General features: G+C 66.7%; 25 protein-coding genes. 7 read left to right on the forward strand and 18 right to left on the reverse strand.

The window, feature by feature from the left end:
* The coding region (locus tag A5636_RS18405; protein ID WP_155763883.1) for a bifunctional riboflavin kinase/FAD synthetase at nucleotides 1–628 on the reverse strand (628 nt) is incomplete at its 3' end.
* Nucleotides 629–728: 100 nt separating this feature from the next.
* Here A5636_RS18405 and mntR point away from each other — a divergent pair.
* Nucleotides 729–1,433, forward strand: a complete 705-nt coding sequence (mntR, locus tag A5636_RS18410; protein ID WP_065160078.1) for a manganese-binding transcriptional regulator MntR — start codon at nucleotides 729–731, stop codon at nucleotides 1,431–1,433.
* Here mntR and A5636_RS18415 read toward each other — a convergent pair.
* The 4 genes from A5636_RS18415 to A5636_RS18430 all read right to left on the reverse strand — a co-directional run bounded on the left by A5636_RS18415 (nucleotide 1,430) and on the right by A5636_RS18430 (nucleotide 5,402).
* Nucleotides 1,430–2,629, reverse strand: coding sequence for a lipid-transfer protein (locus A5636_RS18415; protein WP_065160079.1), 1,200 nt, complete (start codon nucleotides 2,627–2,629; stop codon nucleotides 1,430–1,432). The genes mntR and A5636_RS18415 overlap by 4 nt on opposite strands.
* Nucleotides 2,630–2,872: 243 nt before the next feature.
* On the reverse strand, nucleotides 2,873–3,760 hold the full coding sequence (gene truB, locus A5636_RS18420) for a tRNA pseudouridine(55) synthase TruB (RefSeq protein ID WP_065160080.1): 888 nt from the start codon (nucleotides 3,758–3,760) through the stop codon (nucleotides 2,873–2,875).
* Nucleotides 3,757–4,437: a 4'-phosphopantetheinyl transferase PptT gene (pptT, locus tag A5636_RS18425; RefSeq protein WP_155763884.1), complete on the reverse strand. Its 681-nt coding sequence runs from the start codon at nucleotides 4,435–4,437 to the stop codon at nucleotides 3,757–3,759. The genes truB and pptT overlap by 4 nt, the downstream gene beginning before the upstream one ends.
* Entirely contained in the window at nucleotides 4,434–5,402 is a 969-nt protein-coding gene (locus A5636_RS18430) for a metallophosphoesterase family protein (RefSeq protein ID WP_065160081.1), read from the reverse strand. Before A5636_RS18430 ends, pptT begins: the two co-directional genes overlap by 4 nt.
* A gap of 127 nt (nucleotides 5,403–5,529) precedes the next feature.
* Here A5636_RS18430 and A5636_RS18435 point away from each other — a divergent pair, with 127 nt between their 5' ends.
* Together A5636_RS18435 and A5636_RS18440 are read left to right on the forward strand one after the other, a co-directional pair.
* Nucleotides 5,530–6,111 (forward strand): DUF3558 domain-containing protein, encoded by a 582-nt coding sequence (locus A5636_RS18435; RefSeq protein ID WP_065160082.1) that lies wholly within the window; start codon nucleotides 5,530–5,532, stop codon nucleotides 6,109–6,111.
* Nucleotides 6,112–6,133: 22 nt separating this feature from the next.
* Nucleotides 6,134–7,828, forward strand: coding sequence for a CocE/NonD family hydrolase (locus A5636_RS18440; protein WP_065160083.1), 1,695 nt, complete (start codon nucleotides 6,134–6,136; stop codon nucleotides 7,826–7,828).
* Here A5636_RS18440 and A5636_RS18445 read toward each other — a convergent pair.
* Together A5636_RS18445 and A5636_RS18450 are read right to left on the reverse strand one after the other, a co-directional pair.
* Nucleotides 7,787–8,332, reverse strand: coding sequence for a DUF1802 family protein (locus tag A5636_RS18445; RefSeq protein WP_155763886.1), 546 nt, complete (start codon nucleotides 8,330–8,332; stop codon nucleotides 7,787–7,789). The genes A5636_RS18440 and A5636_RS18445 overlap by 42 nt on opposite strands.
* Complete coding sequence (locus A5636_RS18450; RefSeq protein WP_065160157.1) at nucleotides 8,329–8,598, reverse strand: DUF2277 domain-containing protein; 270 nt, start codon at nucleotides 8,596–8,598, stop codon at nucleotides 8,329–8,331. The genes A5636_RS18445 and A5636_RS18450 overlap by 4 nt, the downstream gene beginning before the upstream one ends.
* Before the next feature lie 104 nt (nucleotides 8,599–8,702).
* On the opposite strand from A5636_RS18450, the gene A5636_RS18455 reads away from it, so the two are divergent.
* Nucleotides 8,703–9,452 (forward strand): enoyl-CoA hydratase, encoded by a 750-nt coding sequence (locus A5636_RS18455; RefSeq protein WP_065160158.1) that lies wholly within the window; start codon nucleotides 8,703–8,705, stop codon nucleotides 9,450–9,452.
* A 103-nt stretch (nucleotides 9,453–9,555) separates the two neighbouring features.
* Here the strand turns inward: A5636_RS18455 and A5636_RS18460 are convergent, their stop codons facing one another.
* Genes A5636_RS18460 through A5636_RS18475 form a run of 4 tightly spaced genes read right to left on the reverse strand, consistent with a single transcriptional unit; the run spans nucleotide 9,556 to nucleotide 13,664 of the window.
* Nucleotides 9,556–10,644, reverse strand: a complete 1,089-nt coding sequence (locus A5636_RS18460; RefSeq protein WP_065160085.1) for an ABC transporter ATP-binding protein — start codon at nucleotides 10,642–10,644, stop codon at nucleotides 9,556–9,558.
* Nucleotides 10,637–11,950, reverse strand: coding sequence for an ABC transporter substrate-binding protein (locus A5636_RS18465; protein ID WP_065160086.1), 1,314 nt, complete (start codon nucleotides 11,948–11,950; stop codon nucleotides 10,637–10,639). Before A5636_RS18465 ends, A5636_RS18460 begins: the two co-directional genes overlap by 8 nt.
* Nucleotides 11,951–11,952: 2 nt before the next feature.
* A complete protein-coding gene (locus tag A5636_RS18470) occupies nucleotides 11,953–12,771 on the reverse strand; it encodes a carbohydrate ABC transporter permease (protein WP_065160087.1) in 819 nt (272 codons plus the stop codon).
* Entirely contained in the window at nucleotides 12,768–13,664 is an 897-nt protein-coding gene (locus tag A5636_RS18475; protein WP_253900640.1) for a carbohydrate ABC transporter permease, read from the reverse strand. The genes A5636_RS18470 and A5636_RS18475 overlap by 4 nt, the downstream gene beginning before the upstream one ends.
* Nucleotides 13,665–13,834: 170 nt before the next feature.
* On the opposite strand from A5636_RS18475, the gene A5636_RS18480 reads away from it, so the two are divergent.
* Nucleotides 13,835–14,887: a beta-propeller fold lactonase family protein gene (locus A5636_RS18480; protein WP_172827269.1), complete on the forward strand. Its 1,053-nt coding sequence runs from the start codon at nucleotides 13,835–13,837 to the stop codon at nucleotides 14,885–14,887.
* Nucleotides 14,888–15,013: 126 nt separating this feature from the next.
* Here the strand turns inward: A5636_RS18480 and A5636_RS18485 are convergent, their stop codons facing one another.
* From A5636_RS18485 to rimP, 7 genes are all read right to left on the reverse strand, one after another.
* Complete coding sequence (locus A5636_RS18485; RefSeq protein ID WP_065160089.1) at nucleotides 15,014–16,327, reverse strand: MATE family efflux transporter; 1,314 nt, start codon at nucleotides 16,325–16,327, stop codon at nucleotides 15,014–15,016.
* Nucleotides 16,320–17,333 carry a DHH family phosphoesterase gene (locus A5636_RS18490; protein WP_065160090.1) on the reverse strand — a complete coding sequence of 338 codons (1,014 nt, stop codon included), beginning with the start codon at nucleotides 17,331–17,333 and terminating at the stop codon, nucleotides 16,320–16,322. The genes A5636_RS18485 and A5636_RS18490 overlap by 8 nt, the downstream gene beginning before the upstream one ends.
* A complete protein-coding gene (gene rbfA, locus A5636_RS18495; protein WP_065160091.1) occupies nucleotides 17,308–17,811 on the reverse strand; it encodes a 30S ribosome-binding factor RbfA in 504 nt (167 codons plus the stop codon). Before rbfA ends, A5636_RS18490 begins: the two co-directional genes overlap by 26 nt.
* A gap of 44 nt (nucleotides 17,812–17,855) precedes the next feature.
* Nucleotides 17,856–20,672: a translation initiation factor IF-2 gene (gene infB / locus A5636_RS18500; protein WP_065160092.1), complete on the reverse strand. Its 2,817-nt coding sequence runs from the start codon at nucleotides 20,670–20,672 to the stop codon at nucleotides 17,856–17,858.
* Between the two features lie 72 nt (nucleotides 20,673–20,744).
* On the reverse strand, nucleotides 20,745–21,110 hold the full coding sequence (locus tag A5636_RS18505) for a YlxR family protein (protein WP_216638855.1): 366 nt from the start codon (nucleotides 21,108–21,110) through the stop codon (nucleotides 20,745–20,747).
* 101 nt (nucleotides 21,111–21,211) lie between these two features.
* Nucleotides 21,212–22,249 carry a transcription termination factor NusA gene (gene nusA, locus A5636_RS18510; RefSeq protein WP_065160093.1) on the reverse strand — a complete coding sequence of 346 codons (1,038 nt, stop codon included), beginning with the start codon at nucleotides 22,247–22,249 and terminating at the stop codon, nucleotides 21,212–21,214.
* Complete coding sequence (gene rimP, locus A5636_RS18515; RefSeq protein WP_065160094.1) at nucleotides 22,246–22,788, reverse strand: ribosome maturation factor RimP; 543 nt, start codon at nucleotides 22,786–22,788, stop codon at nucleotides 22,246–22,248. The genes nusA and rimP overlap by 4 nt, the downstream gene beginning before the upstream one ends.
* 162 nt (nucleotides 22,789–22,950) lie before the next feature.
* On the opposite strand from rimP, the gene A5636_RS18520 reads away from it, so the two are divergent.
* Both A5636_RS18520 and A5636_RS18525 read left to right on the forward strand, forming a co-directional pair.
* Nucleotides 22,951–23,487: a hypothetical protein gene (locus tag A5636_RS18520; protein ID WP_437339844.1), complete on the forward strand. Its 537-nt coding sequence runs from the start codon at nucleotides 22,951–22,953 to the stop codon at nucleotides 23,485–23,487.
* Nucleotides 23,484–23,972 (forward strand): ferritin-like domain-containing protein, encoded by a 489-nt coding sequence (locus A5636_RS18525; protein ID WP_065160095.1) that lies wholly within the window; start codon nucleotides 23,484–23,486, stop codon nucleotides 23,970–23,972. Before A5636_RS18520 ends, A5636_RS18525 begins: the two co-directional genes overlap by 4 nt.
* Nucleotides 23,973–24,010 lie beyond the last annotated feature (38 nt).

The following is a 24,010-nucleotide window of genomic DNA, read 5'->3' on the forward strand; positions in this document are numbered from 1 at the left end:
AGCCCAGTTTGACGCCCCGCCCGTAGCCCCGGACCACGACTCCCTCCACGCGGTGCGGGCGGCCCAGGGCTTCGCTGGCCGCACCCATGTCGCCGGCATCCACGCAGGACCGGATATAGGTGGAGGAAAACGTCACGGTCTCGTTGCTGTGGTGCTCGGACAGCAGCGACATCGACTCGACAGCGAACCCGAACCGCTCCCCCGCCCGCCGCAGGGTCTCGACGTTGCCACCCGCCTTCTTGCCGAAGGTGAAGTTCTCCCCCACCACGACCTCGACCACGTGCAGGTTCTCCACCAGCAGCTCGTGCACGTAGCGCTCGGGCGTGAGCTTCATGAAGTCGGGGGTGAACGGCATCACCAGGAAGACGTCGATGCCCAGTTCCTCGACCAGTTCGGCGCGGCGCGTGAGCGTAGTCAGCTGCGCCGGGTGACTGCCCGGGTACACGACCTCCATCGGGTGGGGGTCGAATGTCATCAGCACCGACGGGACATCACGGGCTCGGGCCGCTTTCACCGCGTGCGCGATCAGCTCGGCATGGCCCCGGTGCACGCCGTCGAAAACCCCAATGGTCAACACGCATCTGCCCCAGTCCGTGGGGATCTCGTCCTGACCGCGCCACCGCTGCACGACCGCAAGCCTACGACGTGATCGGTTGCGGCAAATCTCGTGGCGGGCAACCCGCCCGGCGGGACGCAAATTTAGGCGTGCGTTGCCTAAGATTTGTGTCGTGAGGGCTGACGAAGAGCCTGGCGGGCTCACCGCGGTCGCCCAGGACTACCTGAAGGTCATCTGGACGGTCCAGGAGTGGTCTTCGGACGGGGCTCCGCAGAAGGTGAGCACCAAACTGCTGGCCGAGAAGCTGGGTGTGTCCGCCAGCACCGCTTCGGAATCCATCCGCAAACTCGCCGAGCAGGGCCTGGTCGATCACGAGAAGTACGGGGCGGTGACCCTGACCGAGTCGGGTCGGCGAGCGGCGCTGGCGATGGTGCGTCGGCACCGGCTGCTGGAAACGTTCCTGGTCAACGAGCTGGGCTACGGCTGGGACGAGGTGCATGACGAAGCCGAGATTCTCGAGCACGCGGTGTCGGATCGGCTGATGGCCCGCATTGACGCCAAGCTCGGATTCCCGCAGCGCGACCCGCACGGTGACCCGATCCCGGCTCCCGACGGCCAGGTGCCGACGCCGCCGGCCAGGCAGTTGTGGGTGTGCAACGACGGCGACACCGGAAAGGTGGCTCGCATCTCCGACGCCGACCCGGAGATGTTGCGGTATTTCGACAGCGTCGGCATCAGCCTGGACTCGCGGCTACGGGTGCTGACCCGTCGCGAATTCGCCGGCATGATCTCGGTCGCGATCCAATCCGACGACGGCGCACCGACCACCGTCGAGTTGGGCAGTCCGGCGGCCCAGGCGATCTGGGTGGTCGCTTAGCGGTCGGCGCGCTGGTAGGCGGTGACGACGGCGGCACCGCCCAGACCGATGTTGTGTTGCAGCGCAGCCGTCACGTTGTCGACCTGACGCTTGTCGGCGGTGCCCCGCAACTGCCAAGTCAGCTCGGAGCACTGCGCCAGTCCGGTCGCACCCAGCGGGTGCCCTTTCGAGATGAGGCCCCCGGAGGGGTTCACCACCCAGCGGCCCCCGTAGGTGGTCTGGTCGTCATCGATGAGCTTGGGCGCCTCACCCTCGCCGCACAGGCCCAGGGCTTCGTAGAGCAACAGCTCGTTGGCGGAGAAGCAGTCATGCAACTCGATCACCTGGAAGTCCTCCGGGCCGAGGCCTGACTGCTGGTAAACACGTTGTGCCGCTTGCACATTCATGTCGTACCCGATGACGTTGCGGGCACTGCCGTCGAAGGTGGAAGCGAAGTCGGTGGTCATCGCCTGCCCGACGATCTCCACAGCCTGCCCGGCCAGGTCGTGCGAGGCCACGTACTCCTCGCTCGCCAGCACCACTGCGGCCGAGCCGTCGGAGGTGGGCGAGCACTGCAGTTTGGTGAGGGGGTCGGAGATCATCTTGGCGGCCAGAATGTCATCCAGGGTGTATTCCTCCTGGAACTGCGCGTAAGGGTTGTTGACCGAGTGCTTGTGGTTCTTCAGGCCGATCTTGGCGAAATGCTCGGCGGTGGTGCCGTATTTCTTCATGTGCTCGCGGCCGGCCGCCCCGAACATCCACGGCGCCACCGGGAAAGCGAATTCGTCTATCGCGGCGAGAGCCTTGATGTGGTTGCCCAACGGCGACTCCCGGTCCTGGGCGCCACCCTGCAGCGCCCCGGGCTGCATCTTTTCGAAGCCAAGCGCCAGCACGCAGTCGGCCAGGCCGCCGCGGATCGCCTGCGCGGCCAGGTAGAGCGCGGTGGAACCCGTCGAACAGTTGTTGTTGACGTTGACGATCGGAATGCCCGTCATTCCCAGTTCGTAGAGGGCGCGCTGTCCGGAGGTGGAGTCACCTGAGCAGTAGCCGACGTAGCCCTGCTCGATCTCGGAGTAGTTCACTCCGGCGTCTTGGAGGGCCTTGGTGCCGGACTCCTTGGCCATCTGCGGGTAGTCCCAGCCTTCGCGACGGCCGGGCTTTTCGAATTTCGTCATGCCGACACCGACGACGAAAACTTTGTTGGCTGCTTTTGGCATGACGACTCCTTCTCAGTGTTCTCGAAGGCGGAGAACACCCCGATTCAGTGTGCAGTGCGGCCGCGCGGGGCCGCAGACCGGGTGCCGTTACAACCTCGCCGGAATCTGTTCACCGAGACCTCGCCGCAATCTGCTCACCGAGACTTTCGCCGAGACTGAAGAATTGCAGGTCTGCACTCGAACTTTCGCTGCCGATTTTCAGTCTCGGCGAGGACATTCGAGTTATAGCGGAGGCATAAGGCGCTATAGCGTCGCCGGGCGAATGACCACCACCGACTTGGTCCGCGCGCCCTCATCCCGCAGCAGCGCGACCACCCGGCCGTCGGCGTCGCTGGCCGCGTAGACGCCGTCGATACCCGCAGACGGCAGTGCGCGGCCGTTGGCGGCGGCGTCGACCTCCCCGGCGTCCAGGACTCGGCGCGGGAACATCATCAGGCAGGCCTCGTCGAGACTGAGGCTCAGCTGCGGCCGCTCCGCCAGTTCGTCGAGCACACGCGCCTGACTCAGGTCGAAGCGGCCCACCCGGGTCCGTCGCAGCGACGTCAGGTGGCCGCCCACCGTCAGCGCGTCGCCGAGGTCACGCGCCAACGCCCGGATGTAGGTGCCCGATGAACAGTCCACCTCCACATCAAGGTCGATCACGTCGGGTCCGCGCCGCACCCGCAGGACGTCGAAACGGTCGATGCGCACCGGTCGGGCCTGCAGCGCCACGGCCTGGCCTTCGCGCGCCAGCTGGTAGGCCCGACGACCGCCGACCTTGATCGCGCTGACAGCCGACGGCACCTGCTGGATCTCGCCGCGCAATCCGGTGATCGCCTCGGCAATGGCCGCGTCGGTGACGTGCTCTGTCGAAACCGATTGCAGCAGTTCACCTTCGGCATCCTCGGTGGAAGTCGACTGGCCCAGCCGAATGGTAGCCGAGTAGGACTTGTCGGTGGCGGTCAACAGACCGAGGATTTTGGTGGCCCGTTCGATACCGATTACCAGCACACCCGTGGCCATCGGGTCCAGCGTCCCCGCGTGACCCACCCGGCGCGTGGCGAAGATGCGGCGGCACCGACCCACCACGTCGTGACTCGTCATTCCGGCCGGCTTGTCCACGATCACCAGCCCGGGGCCGGTATCGGTCACAGCACGATCGCCGTCAACACCAACCCGCGCTCCACCGACCAGCGCCCGGACAGCGACGTCAACGGCGGCCCGGTCTTGGTCGCCGGATCGATCAGGATGCGAGAGACGAAACGGCCGGCGGTGGCGGAATCAGACTGAAACGTGATGTGCGCGTCCTCGAACCCCAGCCACCGTTTCGTCAGCGGAAACCAGGCCTTGTAGGTAGCTTCCTTGGCGCAGAACAGGATTCGGTCCCAGTTCAGCCCCTCAGGCATCACGCCGGGCGTCTCCGCGCGCTCGGCGGGCAGGCTGATCGCATCCAGCACCCCATTGGGCAGCACGTCATGCGGTTCGGCGTCGATGCCGACCGACCGCACCACCCCGCTGCGTCCGACTACCGCGCCGCGGTAGCCGGTGCAGTGGGTGAGACTGCCGACGATACCGTCCGGCCAGCACGGTTCGCCCTTGTCGCCCTTGAGAATTGGTGTCGGCGGCACACCCAGCTCGGCGAGCGCGATGCGGGCGCAGTGCCGAACGGTGATGAATTCGCTGCGCCGCTTCGCCACCGATTTGGCGATCAGCGGCTCCTCCTCGGGCAGCGGGGCCAGCCCCGGCGGGTCCGAGTACACCTCGGCGTAACCCATGGCATCGAGCAGGGTGTTCGGCAGCAGCGACGACACCAGCATGTGCGGCGTCACCGGGACTGCCGCTGCCGCAACCGCTCCCGGAACTGGGTGGCCTGCGCCTTCATTTCCGGGGTGATGACGAAGTGACCGCCGAAGTCATTGAGGTAGCCGGGCGCGTACTGCGGGTCCGGCAGCACCTGGCGCAACCAGCTGTATGGCTTGCGGCGCCGCCACTCTCGCGGGTAACCGACCGAAACCTCTTCGAAGCGGACGTCGTCATACCACGTGGTACGCGGAATGTGCAGGTGTCCGTAGACCGAGCAGACCGCGTTGTAGCGGGTGTGCCAGTCGGCGGTCTTGGTGGTTCCGCACCACAGCGCGAATTCCGGGTAGAACAACGCATCGCAGGGTTGGCGCACCAGCGGGAAGTGGTTGACCAGCACAGTGGGTTGCATCCAGTCCAGCTCTTCCAAGCGGGCCCGGGTCTTGGCTACGCGTTCGCGACACCAGGCGTCGCGGGTCGGATACGGCTCGGGCGAGAGCAGGAATTCGTCTGTGCACACCACGTTGCGCTCTTTGGCGATGGCCAAGCCCTCGGCTTTGCTGGCCGCGCCGGCCGGCAAATAGCTGTAGTCATAGAGCAGGAACATCGGCACGATGGTGGCCGGCCCACCGCGCTCGGTCCACACCGGAAAGGGATGCTCGGGCGTGACGACGCCCATTTCGTCGCACATGTTGACCAGGTAGTCATAACGCGCGCGACCGAAGATCTGCATCGGATCCCGGGTGGTGGTCCACAGCTCGTGGTTGCCCGGCACCCAGATCACCTTCGCGAAGCGCTTCCGTAGCAAATCCAGCGCCCAGCGGATCTCGTCGGTGCGTTCGGCGACGTCGCCGCACACGATCAGCCAGTCGTCCGGCGACGAGGGATGCAGCGACTCGGCGACCGGCTTGTTGCCGAGATGTCCGGTGTGTAGGTCGGAGACCGCCCACAGGGTCGGCTGTCCGCCACCACCGCCCGACTCATGCCCTGCCACGACTATCCACCCTAGCGACCGCCCTAACGACCCGCCCCAGCGATTATGAGCTCGATGGTTTCGCTGTGACTGCGCGAACGCTGCTTGTACACTCCCGGCAATGGGACTGCCGAGAGCAGGGGGTGTCGTGTTTGCCAAGGTACGTCTGGCGGCAGCACTGAGCGCGCTGGTTACCGCGATCATGGTTGGCGTAGCGGGGTGGCACTACGCGGCGCCGTCCGCTCCCCGCGGCGCCGTCGAATTGCGGTCGACCGCACAACCCATGGAAACCACCATGAAAAGCCCCATCGTGGCCACCAGCGACCCCAGCCCGTTCGACCCGTGTACCGACATCCCGTACGACGCCGTGCAGCGGCTCGGGCTTGCCTACACGCCTCCGGAACCGCAGGAGGGGTTGCGTTGCCAGCTCGACGCCGGCAACTACCAGCTCGCGGTGGAGCCGATCATCTGGCGCACCTACGCCCAGACATTGCCCCCCGACGCCATCGAGACCACGATCCAGGGCCACCGCGCCGCCCAGTACTGGGTGCTCAAGCCGACCTACCACAACAGCTTCTGGTACATCTCCTGCATGGTCGCCTTCAAGACCAGCTACGGGCTGATTCAGCAGTCGCTGTTCTACTCCACCGTCTACTCCGAGCCCGATGTCGACTGCCCGTCCACCAATCTGCAGCGCGCCAACGACCTCGCTCCCTTCTACAAGTTCTGAGCCGATTTCCTAACCTGGGAATGTGAGCATCACTTCCCTGCGACGTGACCAGGCCAAACTGCGTCCGCTGAGCACCGGTGGCAGGATCGCGCTGGGCGCACTGGGTGCGGCGCTGGGCCTGCCTCGCGCCCGCACCCGTTACACCGTGAACCGCGTCGAGATTCCGATGCGCGACGGCGTACGCCTGGCGGCCGACCATTACGCTCCGCAGAGCGTCGCCGCCGGGACCCTGCTGGCTCGGGGCCCGTACGGCCGCGGATTTCCGTTCTCGCTGGCCTTCGCCCGTCTGTACGCGGCCCGCGGCTATCACGTCGTCCTGCAGAGCGTGCGGGGCACCTTCGGGTCGGGCGGCGAGTTCGAGCCGATGGTCAACGAAGCCGCCGACGGCGCCGACACGGTGGAGTGGCTGCGGCAGCAGCCGTGGTTTACCGGGAGCTTCGCCACGATTGGGGTGTCCTACCTGGGCTTCACCCAGTGGGCGCTGCTCGATGATCCGCCGCCCGAGCTGGCCGCCGCGGTGATCACGGTGGGGCCGCACGATTTTCAGGAATCGGTATGGGGCACCGGGACGTTCTCGGTCAATGACTTCCTCGGCTGGAGCGAAATGGTTTCCCGGCAGGAGGACCGCAGGCGCATCCGGGCCGTGATCCGCCGAATTCGCGCTCCACGGAAAGTTGCGCGGGCGGTCGCCGAGGTGCCCTTGGGCAGGTCGACGAGGAAACTGCTCGGAACGGGCGCGCCGTGGTTCGAATCGTGGATGGAACACGACGAACCCACCGATCCGTTCTGGGACAGAATGCGATTCCCGGCCGCACTGGACCGGGTCTCGGTCCCGGTGCTGCTGCTGTCGGGCTGGCAGGACATCTTCCTGCGCCAAACCATGCAGCAATATCGGCATCTGCGCGACCGGGATGTCGACGTCGCGCTGACCATGGGTCCCTGGACGCACATCCAGATGCTGACCAAGGGCCTGGCGATGTGCGTGCGGGAAACCCTGGATTGGCTGGACACCCACCTGGGCGACGCACCGGCGGCAAGACGCCCTACCCGGGTGCACGTCTTCGTCACCGGCCAGGGTTGGCGCCACCTGCCGGACTGGCCGCCGCCCACCATTGAGCGGTCGTTGTACCTGCAACCCTTCGGTCATCTGGGTGACAATCCGCCCGAGCTCAACACACGGCCGGCGAATTTCCGCTACGACCCCGCACATCCGACGCCCAGCACGGGCGGCCCGCTGCTGTCGCCCAAAGGGGGCTACCGCGACGACACCCAGCTGGCGCTGCGCGATGACGTCCTCAGCTTCACCGGAGCCGCCCTGGACGACGACCTCTACGTGTACGGCAGCCCCGTGCTCGAGCTGTCGCACAGTTCGGACAATCCTCACGCCGATCTGTTTGTCCGGGTCAGCGAGGTCGACGCGAAGGGCCGGTCACGAAATGTGAGCGACGGTTACCGCCGCCTCGGCCACGGCGAGCGCGACGTGCGCATCGAACTGGACCCGATCGCGCACCGGTTCGAGGCGGGCTCACGCATCCGAGTCCTGATCGCCGGCAGTTGGTTCCCCCGCTATGCCCGCAACCTGGGCACCGGAGAACCGTTGCTGACCGGACGCGAGTCGCGGCCCGCCACCCATTCGGTGCATTTCGGGGATTCCAGGCTGCTGCTGCCGCAAGGTTCAGCCGACGGCGTCGCGGACCCGGGCGGCGATGTCGGCTAGTGCGGCGTCGTCGTGCACCGGCTGCGCAATGGGTGCGTCGACGGGCAGCTGAACCCAACTGGTGCAGCCCGCGTAGGCCGGGGTGCGCTCTAGCCGCACCGGTTCGGTGAGTGGGGCCGCGGAGACCACCAACACGGCCAGTTTGTGTTTGGGCCGAAAGTCGATGCGGTCCGCGCGCACCGATTCGTCGGTCCAGATGTGCAGATCCGCAAGCTGTTTCAGTCCGTCTATCCGGTTGACCGGCACGGCGGCAACGACTTTCGCCGCGGCTCGCACCGTGACATGGTGCTCGGTGCTGTCGCTAGCCGCAGGGGCCAGCAGGTCCCGATGCTCGGGCCGGACCCGCTGCGCATGGCTGTGCGCGGTCGTCGGGAACAGCAGGAAATCTCGGGCCGCCACCTGGAAACGCTTTTCACCGATGCCGCCCTTGCGCAGCAGGATGGTCTGGCGCCCGTCGAGGAGGGCGTGCACGGCCGCGCTCCATTCCTTGAGGGCAGGTTTCACTGTGATCTAGCGAGCCGTGCCACGACCTCGGGCCGGCGCAGCGGCGGGACGGTCTTGGGCGGCTGCCGGCGTTGCGGCAGTGCGTCGAGCAGCCGTGCCGTGGTGGCCGTGACCTCGGCGACGGCCGCTTCGAACGCGTCCGCGTTGGCCGCCGACGGATGGGTGATCCCGCTGACTTTGCGCACGTATTGGCGCGCCGCGGCCGCGATCTCCTGGGCTGTAGCAGGCGGCTCCAGCCCACGCAGTTCGGTGATGTTTCGGCACATGCTGTTCACGATAGGCTTCTGGGCCGTCTGAGCCGCCCGGGTTGACCGGCCCAGCGCGAGGTGTGGCTGACAACCCCTGCAGGTCTCTGGCTACGGTGAACTTCATGACCGACGACATCCTGCTGATCGACACCGACGAGCGGGTACGCACCCTGACCCTGAACCGACCGCAGTCTCGCAATGCGCTGTCCTCCGCGCTGCGGGATCTGTTCTTCGGCGCGCTGGCCGACGCGGAGGGCGATGACGGCGTCGACGTCGTCATCGTCACCGGCGCCGACCCCGTGTTCTGTGCCGGGCTGGACCTCAAGGAACTGGGCGGCCAGACCGCCCTGCCCGACATCTCGCCGCGATGGCCGGCCCTGACCAAGCCGGTGATCGGCGCGATCAACGGTGCCGCAGTCACCGGCGGACTCGAGCTGGCGCTGTACTGCGACATCCTGATCGCCTCGGAGCAGGCCCGGTTCGCCGACACGCACGCCCGGGTGGGGTTACTGCCGACCTGGGGACTCAGCGTTCGGCTCCCACAGAAGGTGGGCGTGGGTATGGCTCGGCGGATGAGCATGACCGGCGACTACCTGTCGGCCACCGACGCCCTGCGTGCCGGGCTGGTCACCGAGGTGGTTCCGCACCAGGAGCTGTTGCCTACCGCCCGGCAGGTCGCGGCGTCCATAGTCGGCAACAACCAGGACGCGGTGCGCGCGCTGCTGTCGTCCTATCACCGGATCGACGATGCCCAGACCGGCGGCGGACTGTGGTTGGAAGCCGCCGCGGCGCGGCAGTTCCGGACCAGCGGTGACGACATCGCCGCCAACCGGGAAAAAGTGCTCGAGCGGGGCCGCTCGCAGGTGCGCTGACCGCGGCGATCGCAAGCGCGGCCCAGCCGGGCGCAGCGGGTCGCCGCCATGAGACCGCGGCGATCGCAAGCACGGCGAAGCCGGGCGCAGCGGGTCGCCGCCATCAGACCGCGCCCAGTCGGTTTCCCGTTGCGCGGTCGAAGAAATGCACCTCGTGCGGGTGCGGCACGATCGCCAGCGACTCACCCACCTGCACCGTCGTGCGGCGATCGGTGCGGAACACGATGCGTTGCGCTTGTGGTGACCACCCGTCCCGTTCTACCGGGGTGGCGTAGACGAAGGACTCGAAGCCGAGTTCCTCGACGAGTTCGACGCGCACGGTCACCGAACCCGCGGCACCCGCGGCCGCCACGTCCCACGATTCCGGTCGGACACCGACCAGCACCCGCTCGGCCGTGCCGCGGGGCACCGGTATCCCCAAGGCGGGCGACTGCACCGCACCGTCGACCACTGCGACGTCGATGAGGTTCATCGATGGGGCCCCGATGAACGTCGCGACGAAGGTGTTGACCGGCTTGTCGTACAACACGCGCGGCGTGTCAGCCTGTTGCAGCACGCCGTCTTTGAGCACCGCGACCCGGTCCCCCATGGTCATCGCCTCCACTTGGTCGTGGGTGACGTAGACGGTGGTGGTGCCGAGTTGACGCTGCAGCCCGGAGATCTGGGACCGGGTGCTGACGCGTAGCTTGGCGTCCAGATTCGACAGCGGCTCGTCCATGCAGAACACCTGAGGCCGGCGCACTATCGCGCGGCCCATCGCCACCCGTTGGCGTTGCCCGCCGGACAGCTTGGCCGGCTTACGATCAAGCAGCTCAGTCAATTCCAGCATTGCGGCCACTTCCTGGACACGCTGGCGCGTGTCGGTGCGCGACATGCCGGCATTGCGCAGCCCAAAACCCATGTTGGCCGCCACCGTCATGTTCGGGTACAGCGCGTAGTTCTGGAACACCATCGCGACGTCGCGCGCCCGCGGCGGGAGATCGGTGACGTCCACGCCGCCGATCGTGATGCGGCCGCTCTCAACCGGTTCCAATCCGGCCAGCATTCGCAGGGTGGTGGACTTGCCGCATCCCGACGGTCCGACGAGTACCAGGAATTCGCCGTCGGCGATATCGAGATCCAGGTTGTCCACCGCTGGTCCAGGAGCGCCAGGGTAGCGATGGGTGACCGCGCGGTACTGCACTTCAGCCATGGCTAAAATCCTTGAGTTTCCGCTTGATCTGGCGGTCGTAGATGACTTGTAACTGTTTGTCGATGCCGTTGAAGGTCGCCCTCACGTCGGATCCCTTCAACCCGATGGTTTCCAGTCCGGCCGCGATGATGCGGTCAGCGCCGGGCAGGAAGACACGCGCGTAGTCCTGCGGACGGGTATGCGGAAGCTGATCGAAAGCGACTCGGGCATTGGGGTTTTCGGTCAGATACCGCTGTTCGCTCGGGTCGTTGACTGCGGACTTGCGCACCGCGAGATAGCCGGTGCGCTGGCTGAAGTAAACGGTGGACTGTGGGTTGGTGAGGTAGGCAATGAACCTGGCGGCATTGATCTTTCGCTCGTCGGACAGCTTGGCCGGGATGGCAAGTCCGGCGCCTCCAGTCGGGCAGGCGGGCGCTCCGCCAGGCCCGGTCGGCAGCGGTGCCACCCCGAAGTCGAACCGGGCGGCGGCGGTGATGCCGACGAGCGCGCCCGTCGAGGCCACCGTCGACGCGAGGATGCCGGTGGCGAACTCGTTCGCGATGTTGTTCGCGACGGCGGCGTAGCGGCTGCCATGGGTCGAGTCGCGCAGAAAGTTGCCGGCTGCAATGGTCGCCGGGTCACTGAACTTCAACTCCCACTTGTCGGAATAAGCCCCACCGAAGGACCAATTCGGCCCTTCGAATGTCCACGAAATCGCTTCGGAGTTCGCCCAACCGTGCGCCCAGTTCCGGTCACCGACTACCCGCTGCAACCGCGGGCCCCAGTCGTGGAACTCCTGCCAGGAGACGGGACCGCGATCGGGCAGACCAGCACGCTCCCACACCGCTTTGTTGTAGTAGAACAGCGGCGTCGAACGCGCGTAGGGCAGCGCGTAGTGGTGACCGTCGAACTCGTAGTCGGCCAACAACGAATCCACATAATCCGAGGTGTCCACGCCTACGTGCCGCATCAGCTCGTCGATCGGGGTGAGGACACCGCTGAGCGCGAAATGGAACCACCAAATGTCATCCAGGACAACGACGTCGGGAACGTCGGTGCCGATGAGTGCGGCGTTGAACTTCTGCGCCACTTCGTCGTAGTCCTTGCCGGCGTCGATCAACTTGACCTGCAGCCCGGAAAACTCGTGCTGAAAGCGATTGATCAACTCCCTCTCCACCGGGGTGGACAGGCCGGGATGATTGGACCAGAACGAAATTGGGCTGTTCCCGGATTTGACCGCGTCGTTACCGCCCATCCCGGCGCAGCCGGCTGCCGTCCCCGCCGCGCCTATCAGCATCAGAAACTGCCTGCGGTTCCAGGTATCCACGGCTAACCCTTGACCGCGCCCGACGTGAGGCCCTTGATCATCTGCCGCTGCAGCGCGATGAAGATGAGCAGGATCGGCAGCATGGCCAACAGCGTCACCGCCATCACCGGGCCCCAGTTGGTCACCCCCTCCGCTTGCTGCAGGAAGGTCAGCCCCACCGGCAACGGCGCCACCGATTCGTCGTCGGCCATCAGGAACGGCCAAAGGTATTCGTTCCATTCGTTGACCACAGTGATGATGCCGAACGCCACCATGGTGGGCCCCGACATCGGCAGCACGACCCGCAGTAGCAGCTGCCACCACCGGGCGCCATCCATGCGGGCCGCTTCGATCACCTCGGACGGCAAGGAAAGAAAGTGGTTGCGCATCAGGAAGGTTCCGAATGCGACGCCGGCCAGGGGCAGGATGATGCCCGGGAAGGTGTTGCGCAGTCCCAGTTGGGATATCAACGCATAGTTCGAAATGACCGTGATCTGGTTGGGCACCATCAGTGCCGCGATGATCAACAGGAACACCGCGTTTCGCCCGGGAAACCGGACGAACACCAGACCGAACGCGCTGAGCACACCCAGGACGAACTTCACCAAGGCCAACGCGGAAGTCAGGATGACCGAGTTGCGCAGAAACGTCCAGAACGGAATCTGTTGCGTGGCAGTCCGGTAATTCTGTGGATGCCACTGCGGCGGCCACCAGGTGGTGGGCTGTGAATAGATGTCCGGCTGATCCTTGAACGAGGTGAAGAACACGAAGATCAGCGGCCCGGCGACGAGCGCCACCACCAACAGCATTGCGAGGTAGCCCAGCAGCCGTGCGGATTTCATTGCCGCTGACCCCGATCCATCACTCGCACCTGGTAATAGGTGATGGCAAGCAGCACCAGGAACATGATGGTGGCGACGGTGGCGCCGTAGCCGGCGCGGAAATTCCGGAAGGTTTCCAGATATACCTGGTACACCATGGTGGTGGTCCCGGTGCCGCCCGGGCCGCCCCGGGTCATCACGTTGATGACGTCGAACACCTGCAAAGAATTGATCAGCACGGTGATCGACAGGAAGAACGTGGTTGGACGCAGTTGCGGCAACAGCACGCTGCGAAACGTGGTCCACCGGCCGGCTCCGTCAATTGCCGCCGCCTCCAACAGCTCTCGACGCACGCCTTGCAGGGCTGCCAGGTAGATGACGAACGTGTAGCCGAGGTTCTTCCAGACGTAGGTGACGACGATCATGAACATCGCCCAGCGCGGGTCCTGGTAGAAGTCCGGCACCCGGCCACCGAGGCGGTGCATCAGATCCTGCACCAACCCGAAATGCGGATCGAAGACGAACTGGGCGGCCAGACCAATGGCCGCGCCGGATATCACAAACGGGGCGAATACCATGGATCGCACCACGTTTCGTCCGCGCAGCGGCTGATCCAGCAGCATGGCCAACGCCAACCCCAACACCATCGAGCCGACCACCGCCGCAACGGTGAAGATAGCGGTATTGAGCACTACCTGGCGTGTGTCGGTGCGGGTGAACCACTCCGCATAGTTGGAGAACCCGACGAACTCCGCTTCTGGGTCCGAAATATTCCAGTCGAAGAAAGACAGCCGGATATTGTCTGCCAACGGGCGGTAGATGAACAACATCAGCAGCGCCAGATTCGGCCCCACCAGGACAACGAACAGCGCGTAGTCGCCCCACGACCGACGCCTGGTCCGTTGGGTCGTCACCGGCGCAGTGTAGCGCCGGTTTCGCCAATAGATGTCAGAGTTTTGGTCCCACCAACATCCTTGATCAGCAGGTTCCGAGCGTTTGACAACCACAACTTCGACGATTTCGTATGCCGCGGTTGGGCGCTAGACGCACACTTTGCAAGAACAAAGAAGACAGGAGAGGGTATGTGACCGCCGGTGGCGATGATCGACAAATCCATAAGCGCGTTCGGCTGGTGCCGATACCCGTGATCGCCGGCGTGCTGGCGGTGATAGGCGCTGTCGTGTTGGCCTTTCTCCTATTTGGCCGGCAGGGTGCGGCGACGAGTTCCCGCTCGGCCGAGCCGCCGACCGGTTCGACCTACAAGGTCACCGGCACGGTGCCCCTCGGCGCGGACCCGCAGTGGGTGGCGGTGGACCCAGGCACCCACACCGTCTACGTCACCAACCGCGACGACAACACGGTGTCAGTAATCGACGGCTCGACGCGCACCGTCACCGCTACCCTTTCCGTTGGCGCGAGTCCGACCGGGTTGGCAGTGGACCCAGGCACCCACACCGTCTACGTCACCAATCTCGGTGACGGCACGGTGTCAGTAATCGACGCCTCGACGCGCACCGTCACCGCCACCATGCCCGGCGGCAAGGGCTCGATGGGGGTAGCGGTGGACCCGGGCAACCGGACCGTCTACGTCATTCACTTCGGCGACAGCACAATGTCGGTGCTCGACACCTCGACGCGCACTGTCATTGCCGCCGTGACTGCCGGCAAGGAGCCGAGCGGAGTGGCCGTGGATTCGGGCAACCACACCGCCTACCTCACCAACACCGGCGACGGCACAGTGTCAGTTATCGACGAATCGACGCGCACCGTCACCGCTACTGTGCCCGTTGGCGCGAGCCCGACCGGATTGGCAGTGGACCCAGGCACTCACACCGTCTACGTCACCAACCTCGGCGACGGCACCCTGTCAGTAATCGACGCCTCGACGCGCACCGTCACCGCCACCGTGCCCGTCGGCAAGTTTCCGACCGCGGTGGCAGTGGACCCCGGCACCCACACTGCCTACGTCACCAACTGGGCAGACAACACGGTGTCGGTCATAGACGTCTCGACGCACACTGTCGCCGCTACCGTGCCCGTCGGCGGGGCCCCGCAAGGGGTGGCCGTGGAGCCGGGCAACCACACCGCCTACGTCACCAACACCGGCGACAAAACGGTGTCGGTGATCGAACATTGATAGGGGTTTGCATCGGCGCCTGAGCAAGTGTCGGCTGCCGGCAACGCATGTCGGGCGGCATGCCAATGCTGTTGTCTCGGAGGTCGTTAGGGGCAGCAGATGACGTTGTGCCGTCCCAAACTGAGATTACGCCGTGCCGGTCACCGCCCACCGTCCACTCAGCGTCCGCCAGCCACCAAAGACCAACCGCAGCACCATGAACGTGCTTAGGCCCGACCAGATGCCGGTCAGCCCCCAGCCGTAGGCCAGCGACAACCAGATCAGCGGTAGGAATCCGATCAGCGCGCTGACCACGGTTGCGGTCCGCATGAATGCGGCGTCACCTGCTCCCAGCAGCACCCCGTCCAACGCGAAAACGATTCCGGCGACGGGCAATTGGGCCACCAGAAACCACCACGGCACAGCCACCGCGGCAAGCACTGACGGGTCGTCGGTGAACAGGCCCGGCAGCACCGAGGCGCCGACCCCGAACACGGTGGCCAACAACCCGGCGGCCAGCAGCGAGAACAGCGTCACCCGCCACGCGACCCATTTGGCGTGGGCGGCGTCGCCGGCTCCGAGCGCCGCCCCCACCAGGGATTGCGCGGCGATGGCCAACGAATCGAGCACCAGCGCCAGGAAAGACCACAGCTGCAACACGATCTGGTGGGCCGCGAGCGCGGCGGCGCCGAACCTGGCGGCGACCGCGGCCGCCGAGACGTAACAGGTCTGGAACGCCAGGCTGCGCAGGATGAGATCACGCCCCATCACCAGCTGGGACCGCAACGCCCCGGGGTCCAGCCGCAGCGGCACCCGCTCGGCCAGCAGCGCACCGCCGAACAGCAGCGCCGCCGACCACTGGCCTGCCAGATTGGCGACCGCAGACCCGGCCAGCCCCATCCTGGGCAGGCCGAACCAACCGTAGACCAGTGACGGGCACAGCAGCGCAGACAGCCCGAAGCCCGCGATCACGTAGCGCAGCGGCCGAACGGTGTCCTGCACCCCGCGCATCCACCCGTTCCCCGCCAACGACACCAGAATTGCGGGCACACCCAGGATCGCAATCCGCAGCCACGGCAGGGCCGCGGCGGCAGTGCTGGCTCCGTCAGCGCCCGAACCGCCGATCGCCGAGACCACCGGCACCGCCGCGGCTTGCACCACGGCCACGATCACCGCGCCCAGGCCCAACCCCAGCCAAGTTGCCTGCACTCCCTCGTTGACTGCCGCCGTCCGGTCGGCCGCCCCGAAATAGCGGGCCGCGCGGGCCGTCGTGCCGTAGGACAGAAAGGTCAGCTGGGTGCTTACCAGGCCGAGAACCAAAGCACCGATCGCCAAGCCCGCCAAGGCCACCGCCCCAAGCCGGCCCACCACGGCGATGTCGAACAACAGATACAGCGGTTCGGCCACCAACACGCCCAGCGCCGGCAGAGCCAGACTGGTGATCTGGCGAAAGTCAGCCAAGAGCCGCGCGCAGCGCCGCCACGACGTCGTCGATTGAGCCGGTAGTCGAGTAGCCGGCCGCAAGCCGATGGCCGCCACCGCCGAACCCCGACGCAACGGCGGCGAGATCCACATCGGCTTTAGCGCGCATCGAAACCGACCACTGCTGCGGGTCGACCTCCTTGAACACCGCCGCGACCTCGGCCTCCTGCGTGGTGCGCACGATGTCAACCACGCTCTCGACCTCCTCGGGGCGCGAACCGAGCCAATCATGTTGGTCCACAACGGCATAGACCAGCCCGCGGCCGCCGGCCGCCTCGGGTACCAGTTGCGCAGAACCCAGGACCCGCGACAGCATCGGCAGCCAGGCGAAGGGATGGCTGTCCATCAAAGACCGGCTGACGGAGGCGTTGTCGACGCCGATTTCGATCAGTCGCGCCGCCAACCGAAACGCGCGCGGACTGGCCCAGCGGAACGACCCGGTGTCTGTGGTGAGTCCGGCGTAGATGCAGTGCGCCACCGCCCGGTTGATCGGCTTGCCCCACGCGTCGAGAATCTCTGCGACCAGCATCGTCGTCGAATCCGCGGACGCATCGACGAAGTTCGCCGTGCCAAACAGGCCGTTGGACGCGTGGTGGTCGACGACCAGTATCTGCTGGTCGGGCTCGGCCAGATCGCGCAGCGTGCCGAGCCGATGCAGGCTCGGGACGTCGACTGTCACTACCAGATCGACGTCTCGTCGCAATTCCTCGGGTCCGACCAGCAGGTCGCAACCGGGAAGTGAGCGCAGCGATTCCGGCAACTGCTCCGGCGCCGCAAAACTGACCTGCACTTTCTTGTCGCAACCGTCCAGCACCAAGGCAAGCGCAAGACCGGCACCGATGGTGTCCGCGTCGGGATGAACATGGCAGATCACCGCGACGGTGTCCGCTGCCGACAGCAGCTCGGCGGCGCCGACCGCGTCGACGCGCGCCCCGTTAAGGCGCGACATAGCCGTCAGCTCAGTCTTGCGGTCGGTTGTCGTCATCGGTGTCCTTAGCCTCGCCAAGTCCCCCGGAAGCCGGCGGTTCCGCTGTCCCACTCTCACGGTACGGGTCGGCCTCCCCAGCCGGCTTCGCACCCACCCTGACCCGTGCCAGATCGGCGTCGGCGGCGCGGGCGCGGGCCAGCAGCTCCTCCATCCGATTCACCGCGTCGGTCGTGGTGTCACGTTCGAAAGTCAAGGTGGGCGTGAACCGCACGCCGGTGCCCGCACCGACCTTGGTGCGCAGCACCCCCTTGGCCCGATCCAGCGCTGCGGCCGCACCGGCGAGGTCAGGTTCGTCATCCAGCGTGCGTCCCATGACCGTGTAGTAGACCGTCGCATCGTGCAGGTCGTTGGTGACCTTCGTGTCCACGATGGTCACCCCGGCCAGCCGCGGATCCTTGATCTCGTACTCGATCGCCGATGCGACGATGGTGCTGATCCGCTTGGCGAGGCGGCGTGCTCTGGCGGGATCAGCCATGGGTACGGCTCACCACGGTCTCACCACGGTCGTCATGACCGCCGTCATGACCGCTCCTTTTGGACGAGCTCGAATGACTCGATGATGTCGCCTTCTTTGATATCGGAGTACCCGAGCGTCAGACCGCATTCGAAGCCCTCCCGGACTTCGGTCACGTCGTCCTTCTCCCGGCGCAACGAGTGGATCGAGAGGTTCTCGGTGACCACGATGTTGTCCCGCAGTAGCCGGGCTTTGGCGTTGCGGCGTACCACTCCGGAAGTGACCATGCAGCCGGCGATGATGCCGACCTTCGAGGACCGGAAGATCGCGCGGATCTCGGCGCGACCCAACTGGTTCTCTTCGTAGATCGGCTTGAGCATGCCACGCAGGGCCTTCTCGATCTCGTCGATCGCCTGGTAGATCACCGAGTAGTACCGGATCTCGACACCCTCGCGGTTGGCCAACTCCGTCGCCTTGCCCTCGGCACGCACGTTGAACCCGATGATGATCGCATCCGATGCAGACGCCAGGTTGACATTGGTTTCGGTGATGCCACCGACACCGCGGTCGATAACCCGCAGCGCCACCTCGTCGTCGACCTCGATACCCATCAAGGCCTCTTCCAGCGCCTCGACCGTACCGGCGTTGTCGCCCTTGAGGATCAGGTTCAGCTGACTGGTTTCCTTCAGCGCCGAGTCCAGGTCCTCCAGGCTGATCCGCTTACGACTGCGGGCCGCCAGGGCGTTGCGCTTGCGGGCGCTGCGCCGATCGGCGATCTGTCGGGCGATCCGGTCCTCGTCCACGACCAACAGGTTGTCGCCGGCACCGGGCACCGAGGTGAAGCCGATGACCTGCACCGGACGCGACGGCAATGCCTCGTGGACATCTTCGCCGTGTTCGTCGACCATGCGGCGCACCCGGCCGTAGGCGTCACCGGCGACAATCGAGTCGCCGACCCGCAGCGTCCCACGCTGAATCAGCACGGTGGCCACCGGACCCCGCCCGCGGTCCAGGTGCGCCTCGATGGCGACACCCTGGGCCTCCATGTCGGGGTTGGCCCGCAGGTCCAGGGCGGCGTCGGCGGTGAGCAGCACCGCCTCTTCCAGCGCGGCGATGTTGGTGCCCTGCTTGGCGGAGATATCGACGAACATCGTGTCGCCGCCGAAGTCCTCGGCCACCAAACCGTATTCGGTGAGCTGACCGCGGATCTTGGCCGGGTCGGCGCCCTCCTTGTCGATCTTGTTGACCGCCACCACGATCGGCACGTCGGCGGCCTGCGCGTGGTTGATGGCCTCAACCGTCTGCGGCATTACGCCGTCGTCGGCCGCCACCACCAGGATGGCGATGTCGGTGGCCTTGGCACCGCGGGCACGCATGGCGGTGAACGCCTCGTGACCCGGGGTGTCGATGAAGGTGATGAGCCGTTCGCTGCCCTCGAAGTCGACACCGACCTGGTAGGCGCCGATGTGCTGGGTGATGCCGCCGGCCTCGCCCTCGCGGACGCTGGCATTACGGATGGTGTCCAGCAACCGGGTCTTGCCGTGGTCGACGTGACCCATCACGGTGACCACGGGCGGGCGAGTCTGCAGATCTTCCTCGCCACCTTCGTCTTCGCCGTAGGTCAGGTCGAAGGACTCCAGCAGTTCACGATCCTCGTCCTCGGGGCTGACGACCTGAACCACGTAGTTCATTTCGCTGCCCAGCAGTTCGAGCGTCTCGTCGCCGACCGACTGGGTAGCGGTCACCATCTCACCGAGGTTGAACAGCGCCTGCACCAGCGAGGCCGGGTTCGCGTTGATCTTGTCGGCGAAGTCGCTCAGCGAGGCACCGCGGGCCAGCCGGATGGTCTCACCGTTGCCGTGCGGCAACCGCACGCCACCGACGACCGGTGCCTGCATGTTCTCGTACTCGGCGCGTTTCGCCCGCTTGGACTTGCGACCGCGCCGCGGCGCACCGCCCGGGCGGCCGAACGCACCTGCGGCGCCGCCGCGCTGGCCGGGGCGTCCACCACCGCCACCGCCGCCGGGACGACCGCGGAAACCGCCGCCGCCGGCACCAGGTGCGGCTCCGACACCACCGCCGCCGCGGTAGTTGCCGCCGCCGCCGTCACGAGCGCCGCCGGGGCCACCTGGCCGGGCACCGCCGGGCCGCGGCCCACCGGTACGCGCCGGGCGAGGCCCACCTGCGGCACCGCCGGGACGCGGCGGCATGCTGCCGGGCGAGGCTCCGCCGGGCCGCGGTGCACCTGGCCTGGGTGCGCCGGGACGCGGGGCCTGGGGGTGCGGACGCGGAATGGGTCGGTCGACGGGCTGCGCCGACGAGAACGGGTTGTTGCCGACGCGCGGGGTGCGCACGCCGGGCTTGGGTGCCGGACCCGGGCGCGGACCAGGTGTCATGCCGGGTGCCGGGGCCTGCGGGTTGGGCTGCTGTCCGGGAGTCGGTGCGCCCGGCCGAGGCGTGGGCGGGGCCGGCGCCGCCGGCTTGGCGGCACTGGCGGCCGGGGCCGCGGGGGCGGCATCGCCGGGCCGGCCGGGTGCGGCGGGCTTGGCGGGTGCGCTGGCCGCCGCGCCGTTGCCGGCCGGGTCGATGGCCTTGTCGAGCGCCCGGTCCAGGGCCGAATCGGCCTTGGGGCCGGGAACGGCGCCGACCTTCTCGGGCGCCTTGCCGGCTTGCGCGCCGGCTGCGGGGCTTTTAGCCGCAGCTTTGTCGGCGGCGGGCTTGCTGCCACCGAAGGACTCGCGGAGCCGCCGGGCAACCGGGGCTTCTACCGTCGAGGATGCGGATTTGACGAATTCGCCCTGTTCATTCAGTCGGGCGAGGACTTCCTTGCTGGTGACGCCGAGTTCTTTGGCTAACTCGTGTACGCGGGCCTTACCTGCCACTACATCTCCTGTCTAAGAGGCGACAGTCGTGGGCCGCGCCTCGGGTCTAGCTGTAACGCATAGAGGTGGGAGTCATCGGGACTTCACGGTGTGCTCATGTTCGTTGCAACCTGTTCTGTTGCGCGGGGACGAGCTCACATGCTCGACCACCGCGGATGTGTCCGGTGAACCGGTGATGCGCAGCGCACGGGTGAAAGCTCGCCGCCGGATCGCTTGTTGTACGCACTGCAGCGCGGGATGCAGCCATGCACCTCGCCCCGGCAGGCTTCCGGCCGTGTCAACGATCACGGCATAGTTGCCGTTCCCGGTAGACGAAGCCACCACTCGAAGCAGTTCGACGGCCAACTCTCGCTTCCGGCATCCGACGCACGTCCGCACGGGTCCACTGGGATTGTCCGGTTGTCGGTGCGCCGAGGCCGAAGGCTCGCGCTGGATCACGGCTAAGTCTAGCGTCACTCCGACACCAGTCCGAACCACCCGGTGCGGAATCCGCGAGCAGACCCAAAAGCTCACGATCGCGCGGCGGCCAGGAACTGGCGCTAGTGGGCCATCCCGTGGCTGGCGCCGTGTTCGGGGTGGTCGGCGGAATGCCCGGGCGCGTCGCCCCGGATGTCGATGCGCCAGCCGGTGAGCCGGGCGGCCAGCCTGGCGTTCTGGCCTTCCTTGCCGATCGCCAGCGACAACTGGAAATCGGGCACCACCACACGCGCGGCCCGGGCGGTTTGGTCGATCACGGACACCGACACCACCTTGGCCGGCGACAACGCGTTGGCGACGAAGCGGGCCGGGTCCTCGTCGAAGTCGATGATGTCGATCTTCTCGCCGGACAACTCGCTCATGACGTTGCGGACGCGCTGCCCCATCGGTCCGATGCAAGCGCCCTTGGCGTTGAGTCCGGGCGTCCGCGACGCGACGGCGATCTTGGATCGGTGGCCGGCCTCCCGGGCCACCGCGACGATCTCGACCGAACCGTCGGCGATCTCGGGCACTTCCAGCGAGAACAGCTTGCGGACCAGGTTGGGGTGGGTACGCGACAGCGTGATCAGCGGTTCGCGGGAGCCGCGGCTCACGCCGACGACGTAACAGCGCAGCCGGTTGCCGTGTTCGTAGCTTTCGCCGGGGACCTGTTCGGCGGCCGGAATCACGCCCTCGGAGGCCTTGGCTTCGGTCCCCATCCGGACGACGACCAGACCACGGGCGTTGGCCCGGCTGTCACGCTGGATGACACCGGCGACGATCTCACCCTCGCGGGTGGAGAACTCGCCGAAGGTGCGCTCGTTCTCGGCGTCGCGGAAGCGCTGCAGCATCACCTGGCGGGCGGTGGTGGCGGCGATCCGGCCGAAACCCTCCGGCGTGTCGTCCCATTCGCTGATCAGGTTGCCGTCTTCGTCGGTCTCGCGGGCAATGACCCGCACTACCCCACTTTTGCGATCGATCTCGATACGGGCGTCCGTCTGGTGGCCCTCGGTGTGCCGGTATGCGGTGAGCAGCGCCGACTTGATCGTCTCGAGCAGTTCGTTGACCGAGATGCCCCGGTCCACCTCGATCGCGTGCAGTGCGGCCATGTCGATGTTCACGTTTCGGCCTCCGTCTCTTGAGCCCGACCCACCTGAGCCAACGTTGCCAGCTCGAGCTCGGCTTGAGCCGGCGGGGAAAACTCGACCTGCACCACGGCGGTCGTGATGTCGGTGAGGGGGACCTCGCGTACGGCCCAGTCCCGGCCCCGTCGGACCACCAGCGCCGTGGTGCCGTCACGGGTATCACCGATTCGGCCGGACAGCGCGCTGCCGTCGGAGAGCGTGACCTGAACCTTGCGGCCGCGGGCGCGCCGGAAATGCTTCTCGCTGGTCAAGGGGCGCTCCACGCCGGGCGAGCTGACCTCCAGCACGTACCGGTCGCCCAGCTTGTCGAGGTCGTCCAGCAGTAACGATGCCGAACGGGACAGGTCGGCGATGGTGTCCAGATCCAGGGCGGTGTCGCCGTCAGCGATCACAGTGATCCGCGGCGGACGGGTGCGGCCGTCGATCACCACGTCTTCGATCTCATAGCCAGCGCGCGCGAACTCAGCACTGAGTAGCTCGATCACCTGCGTTTGCGAAGGTAGCCCGGTGGTCACGGCGAGCTCCTCATCTTGAGTTGTCCGGTCACTGGCTAGCCAGCTATCCACGATACGCCAGGATTCAGTCTTGGAGGATTTATCAAAAGACCGCCGGTGTCAGGTCACTCCCCCGTCGTGGCAGGCGTTCCGGTCCAGTTCGGTGATGGCAGGATGTGGAACGTGCCCAGAGCAGTACCCGTCATCAGCCGGCGAGGTGTGCTCGCCGGTGGTGCTGTGCTCGCTGCCCTTGGCCTTGCGGCCACTGCCTGCGGTGAGCCGGCGCCAAAGCCCCCCGGCGTCGAGGAGTTGTTAGGCCCGCTGGATCAGGCCCGGCGCGACAGCGCGCTGGCCGCTGCGGCCGCAGGGGCCATCGGCAGTCCGCCTCAGATTGCCGCCGCTTTGACCGTGGTGGCCTCGCAGCGTGGTGCGCACGCCCGGGCGCTGTCCACCGAAATAGCACGCGCTGCCGGCAAGTTAGTCTCGTCGGCCACCGAAACGAGCACCTCAGCCAACCCCAACTCCAACGAACCGGAAGCCCCGCCGCCACCGCCGCCCCCGGTATCGGACGTCATCGACTCGCTGCGCAAGTCCGCGGATGACGCCAACCGCCTCGTCGCAACCTCGTCCGGATACCGGGCCGGACTGCTGGCCTCGATCGTTGCGTCCTGCACCGCCTCTTACGAGGTGGCGCTGGTGGCCGGAGGACCCTCGATATGACGTCCTCCGAACCCAGCTTCGGCGCCAGCCCGAAGCGGTCACCTGCGGGCAAGGACGCCGATGTCACCGCCCTGAACGACGCTCTGGCGGTCGAGCACGCCACCGTCTACGGCTACGGCATCGTCTCGGCGATGTCGCCGCCGAGCGTCAACGACCTGGTGGTGGAAGCGCTCAACCAGCACCGCCAGCGTCGCGACGACGTCATCGCCATGCTCAGTGCCCGCAAGGCCACCGCGGTGGTCGCGGCCCCCGGCTACCAGTTGCCGTCGCCGGTGGGCAGCCCCGTCGAAGCGGCGCGACTGGCGGCACGGATGGAGAACGACGGAGCGACGGCATGGCGGGCGGTCGTGGAGTATGCCGATTCCGCCGACGACCGCGCCTTCGCCTCGACCGCGCTGACGCAGAGCGCGGTGATGGCCGCCCGCTGGAACAAGGTCCTGGGCGGCTGGCCGATCACCAGTCCTTTTCCCGGCGGCAACGAGTAGCTCTCGCGCACTGACTCTGCGGCCATGGCCTATTTGTC

Source organism: Mycobacterium asiaticum (genome assembly GCF_001673315.1).
In the GTDB taxonomy this organism is placed as follows: Bacteria; Actinomycetota; Actinomycetes; order Mycobacteriales; family Mycobacteriaceae; genus Mycobacterium; species Mycobacterium asiaticum_B.

Excerpts from the sequence above, each read along its gene's own strand:
- A5636_RS18460 (WP_065160085.1), bottom strand. The coding sequence starts at position 10,644 with ATGGCTGAAGTGCAGTACCGCGCGGTCACCCATCGCTACCCTGGCGCT.
- rbfA (WP_065160091.1), bottom strand. The coding sequence starts at position 17,811 with ATGGCTGATCCCGCCAGAGCACGCCGCCTCGCCAAGCGGATCAGCACC.
- A5636_RS18450 (WP_065160157.1), bottom strand. The coding sequence starts at position 8,598 with ATGTGCCGAAACATCACCGAACTGCGTGGGCTGGAGCCGCCTGCTACA.
- A5636_RS18415 (WP_065160079.1), bottom strand. The coding sequence starts at position 2,629 with ATGCCAAAAGCAGCCAACAAAGTTTTCGTCGTCGGTGTCGGCATGACG.
- A5636_RS18490 (WP_065160090.1), bottom strand. The coding sequence starts at position 17,333 with ATGACGACAACCGACCGCAAGACTGAGCTGACGGCTATGTCGCGCCTT.
- A5636_RS18525 (WP_065160095.1), top strand. The coding sequence starts at position 23,484 with ATGACGTCCTCCGAACCCAGCTTCGGCGCCAGCCCGAAGCGGTCACCT.
- A5636_RS18455 (WP_065160158.1), top strand. The coding sequence starts at position 8,703 with ATGACCGACGACATCCTGCTGATCGACACCGACGAGCGGGTACGCACC.
- A5636_RS18470 (WP_065160087.1), bottom strand. The coding sequence starts at position 12,771 with ATGAAATCCGCACGGCTGCTGGGCTACCTCGCAATGCTGTTGGTGGTG.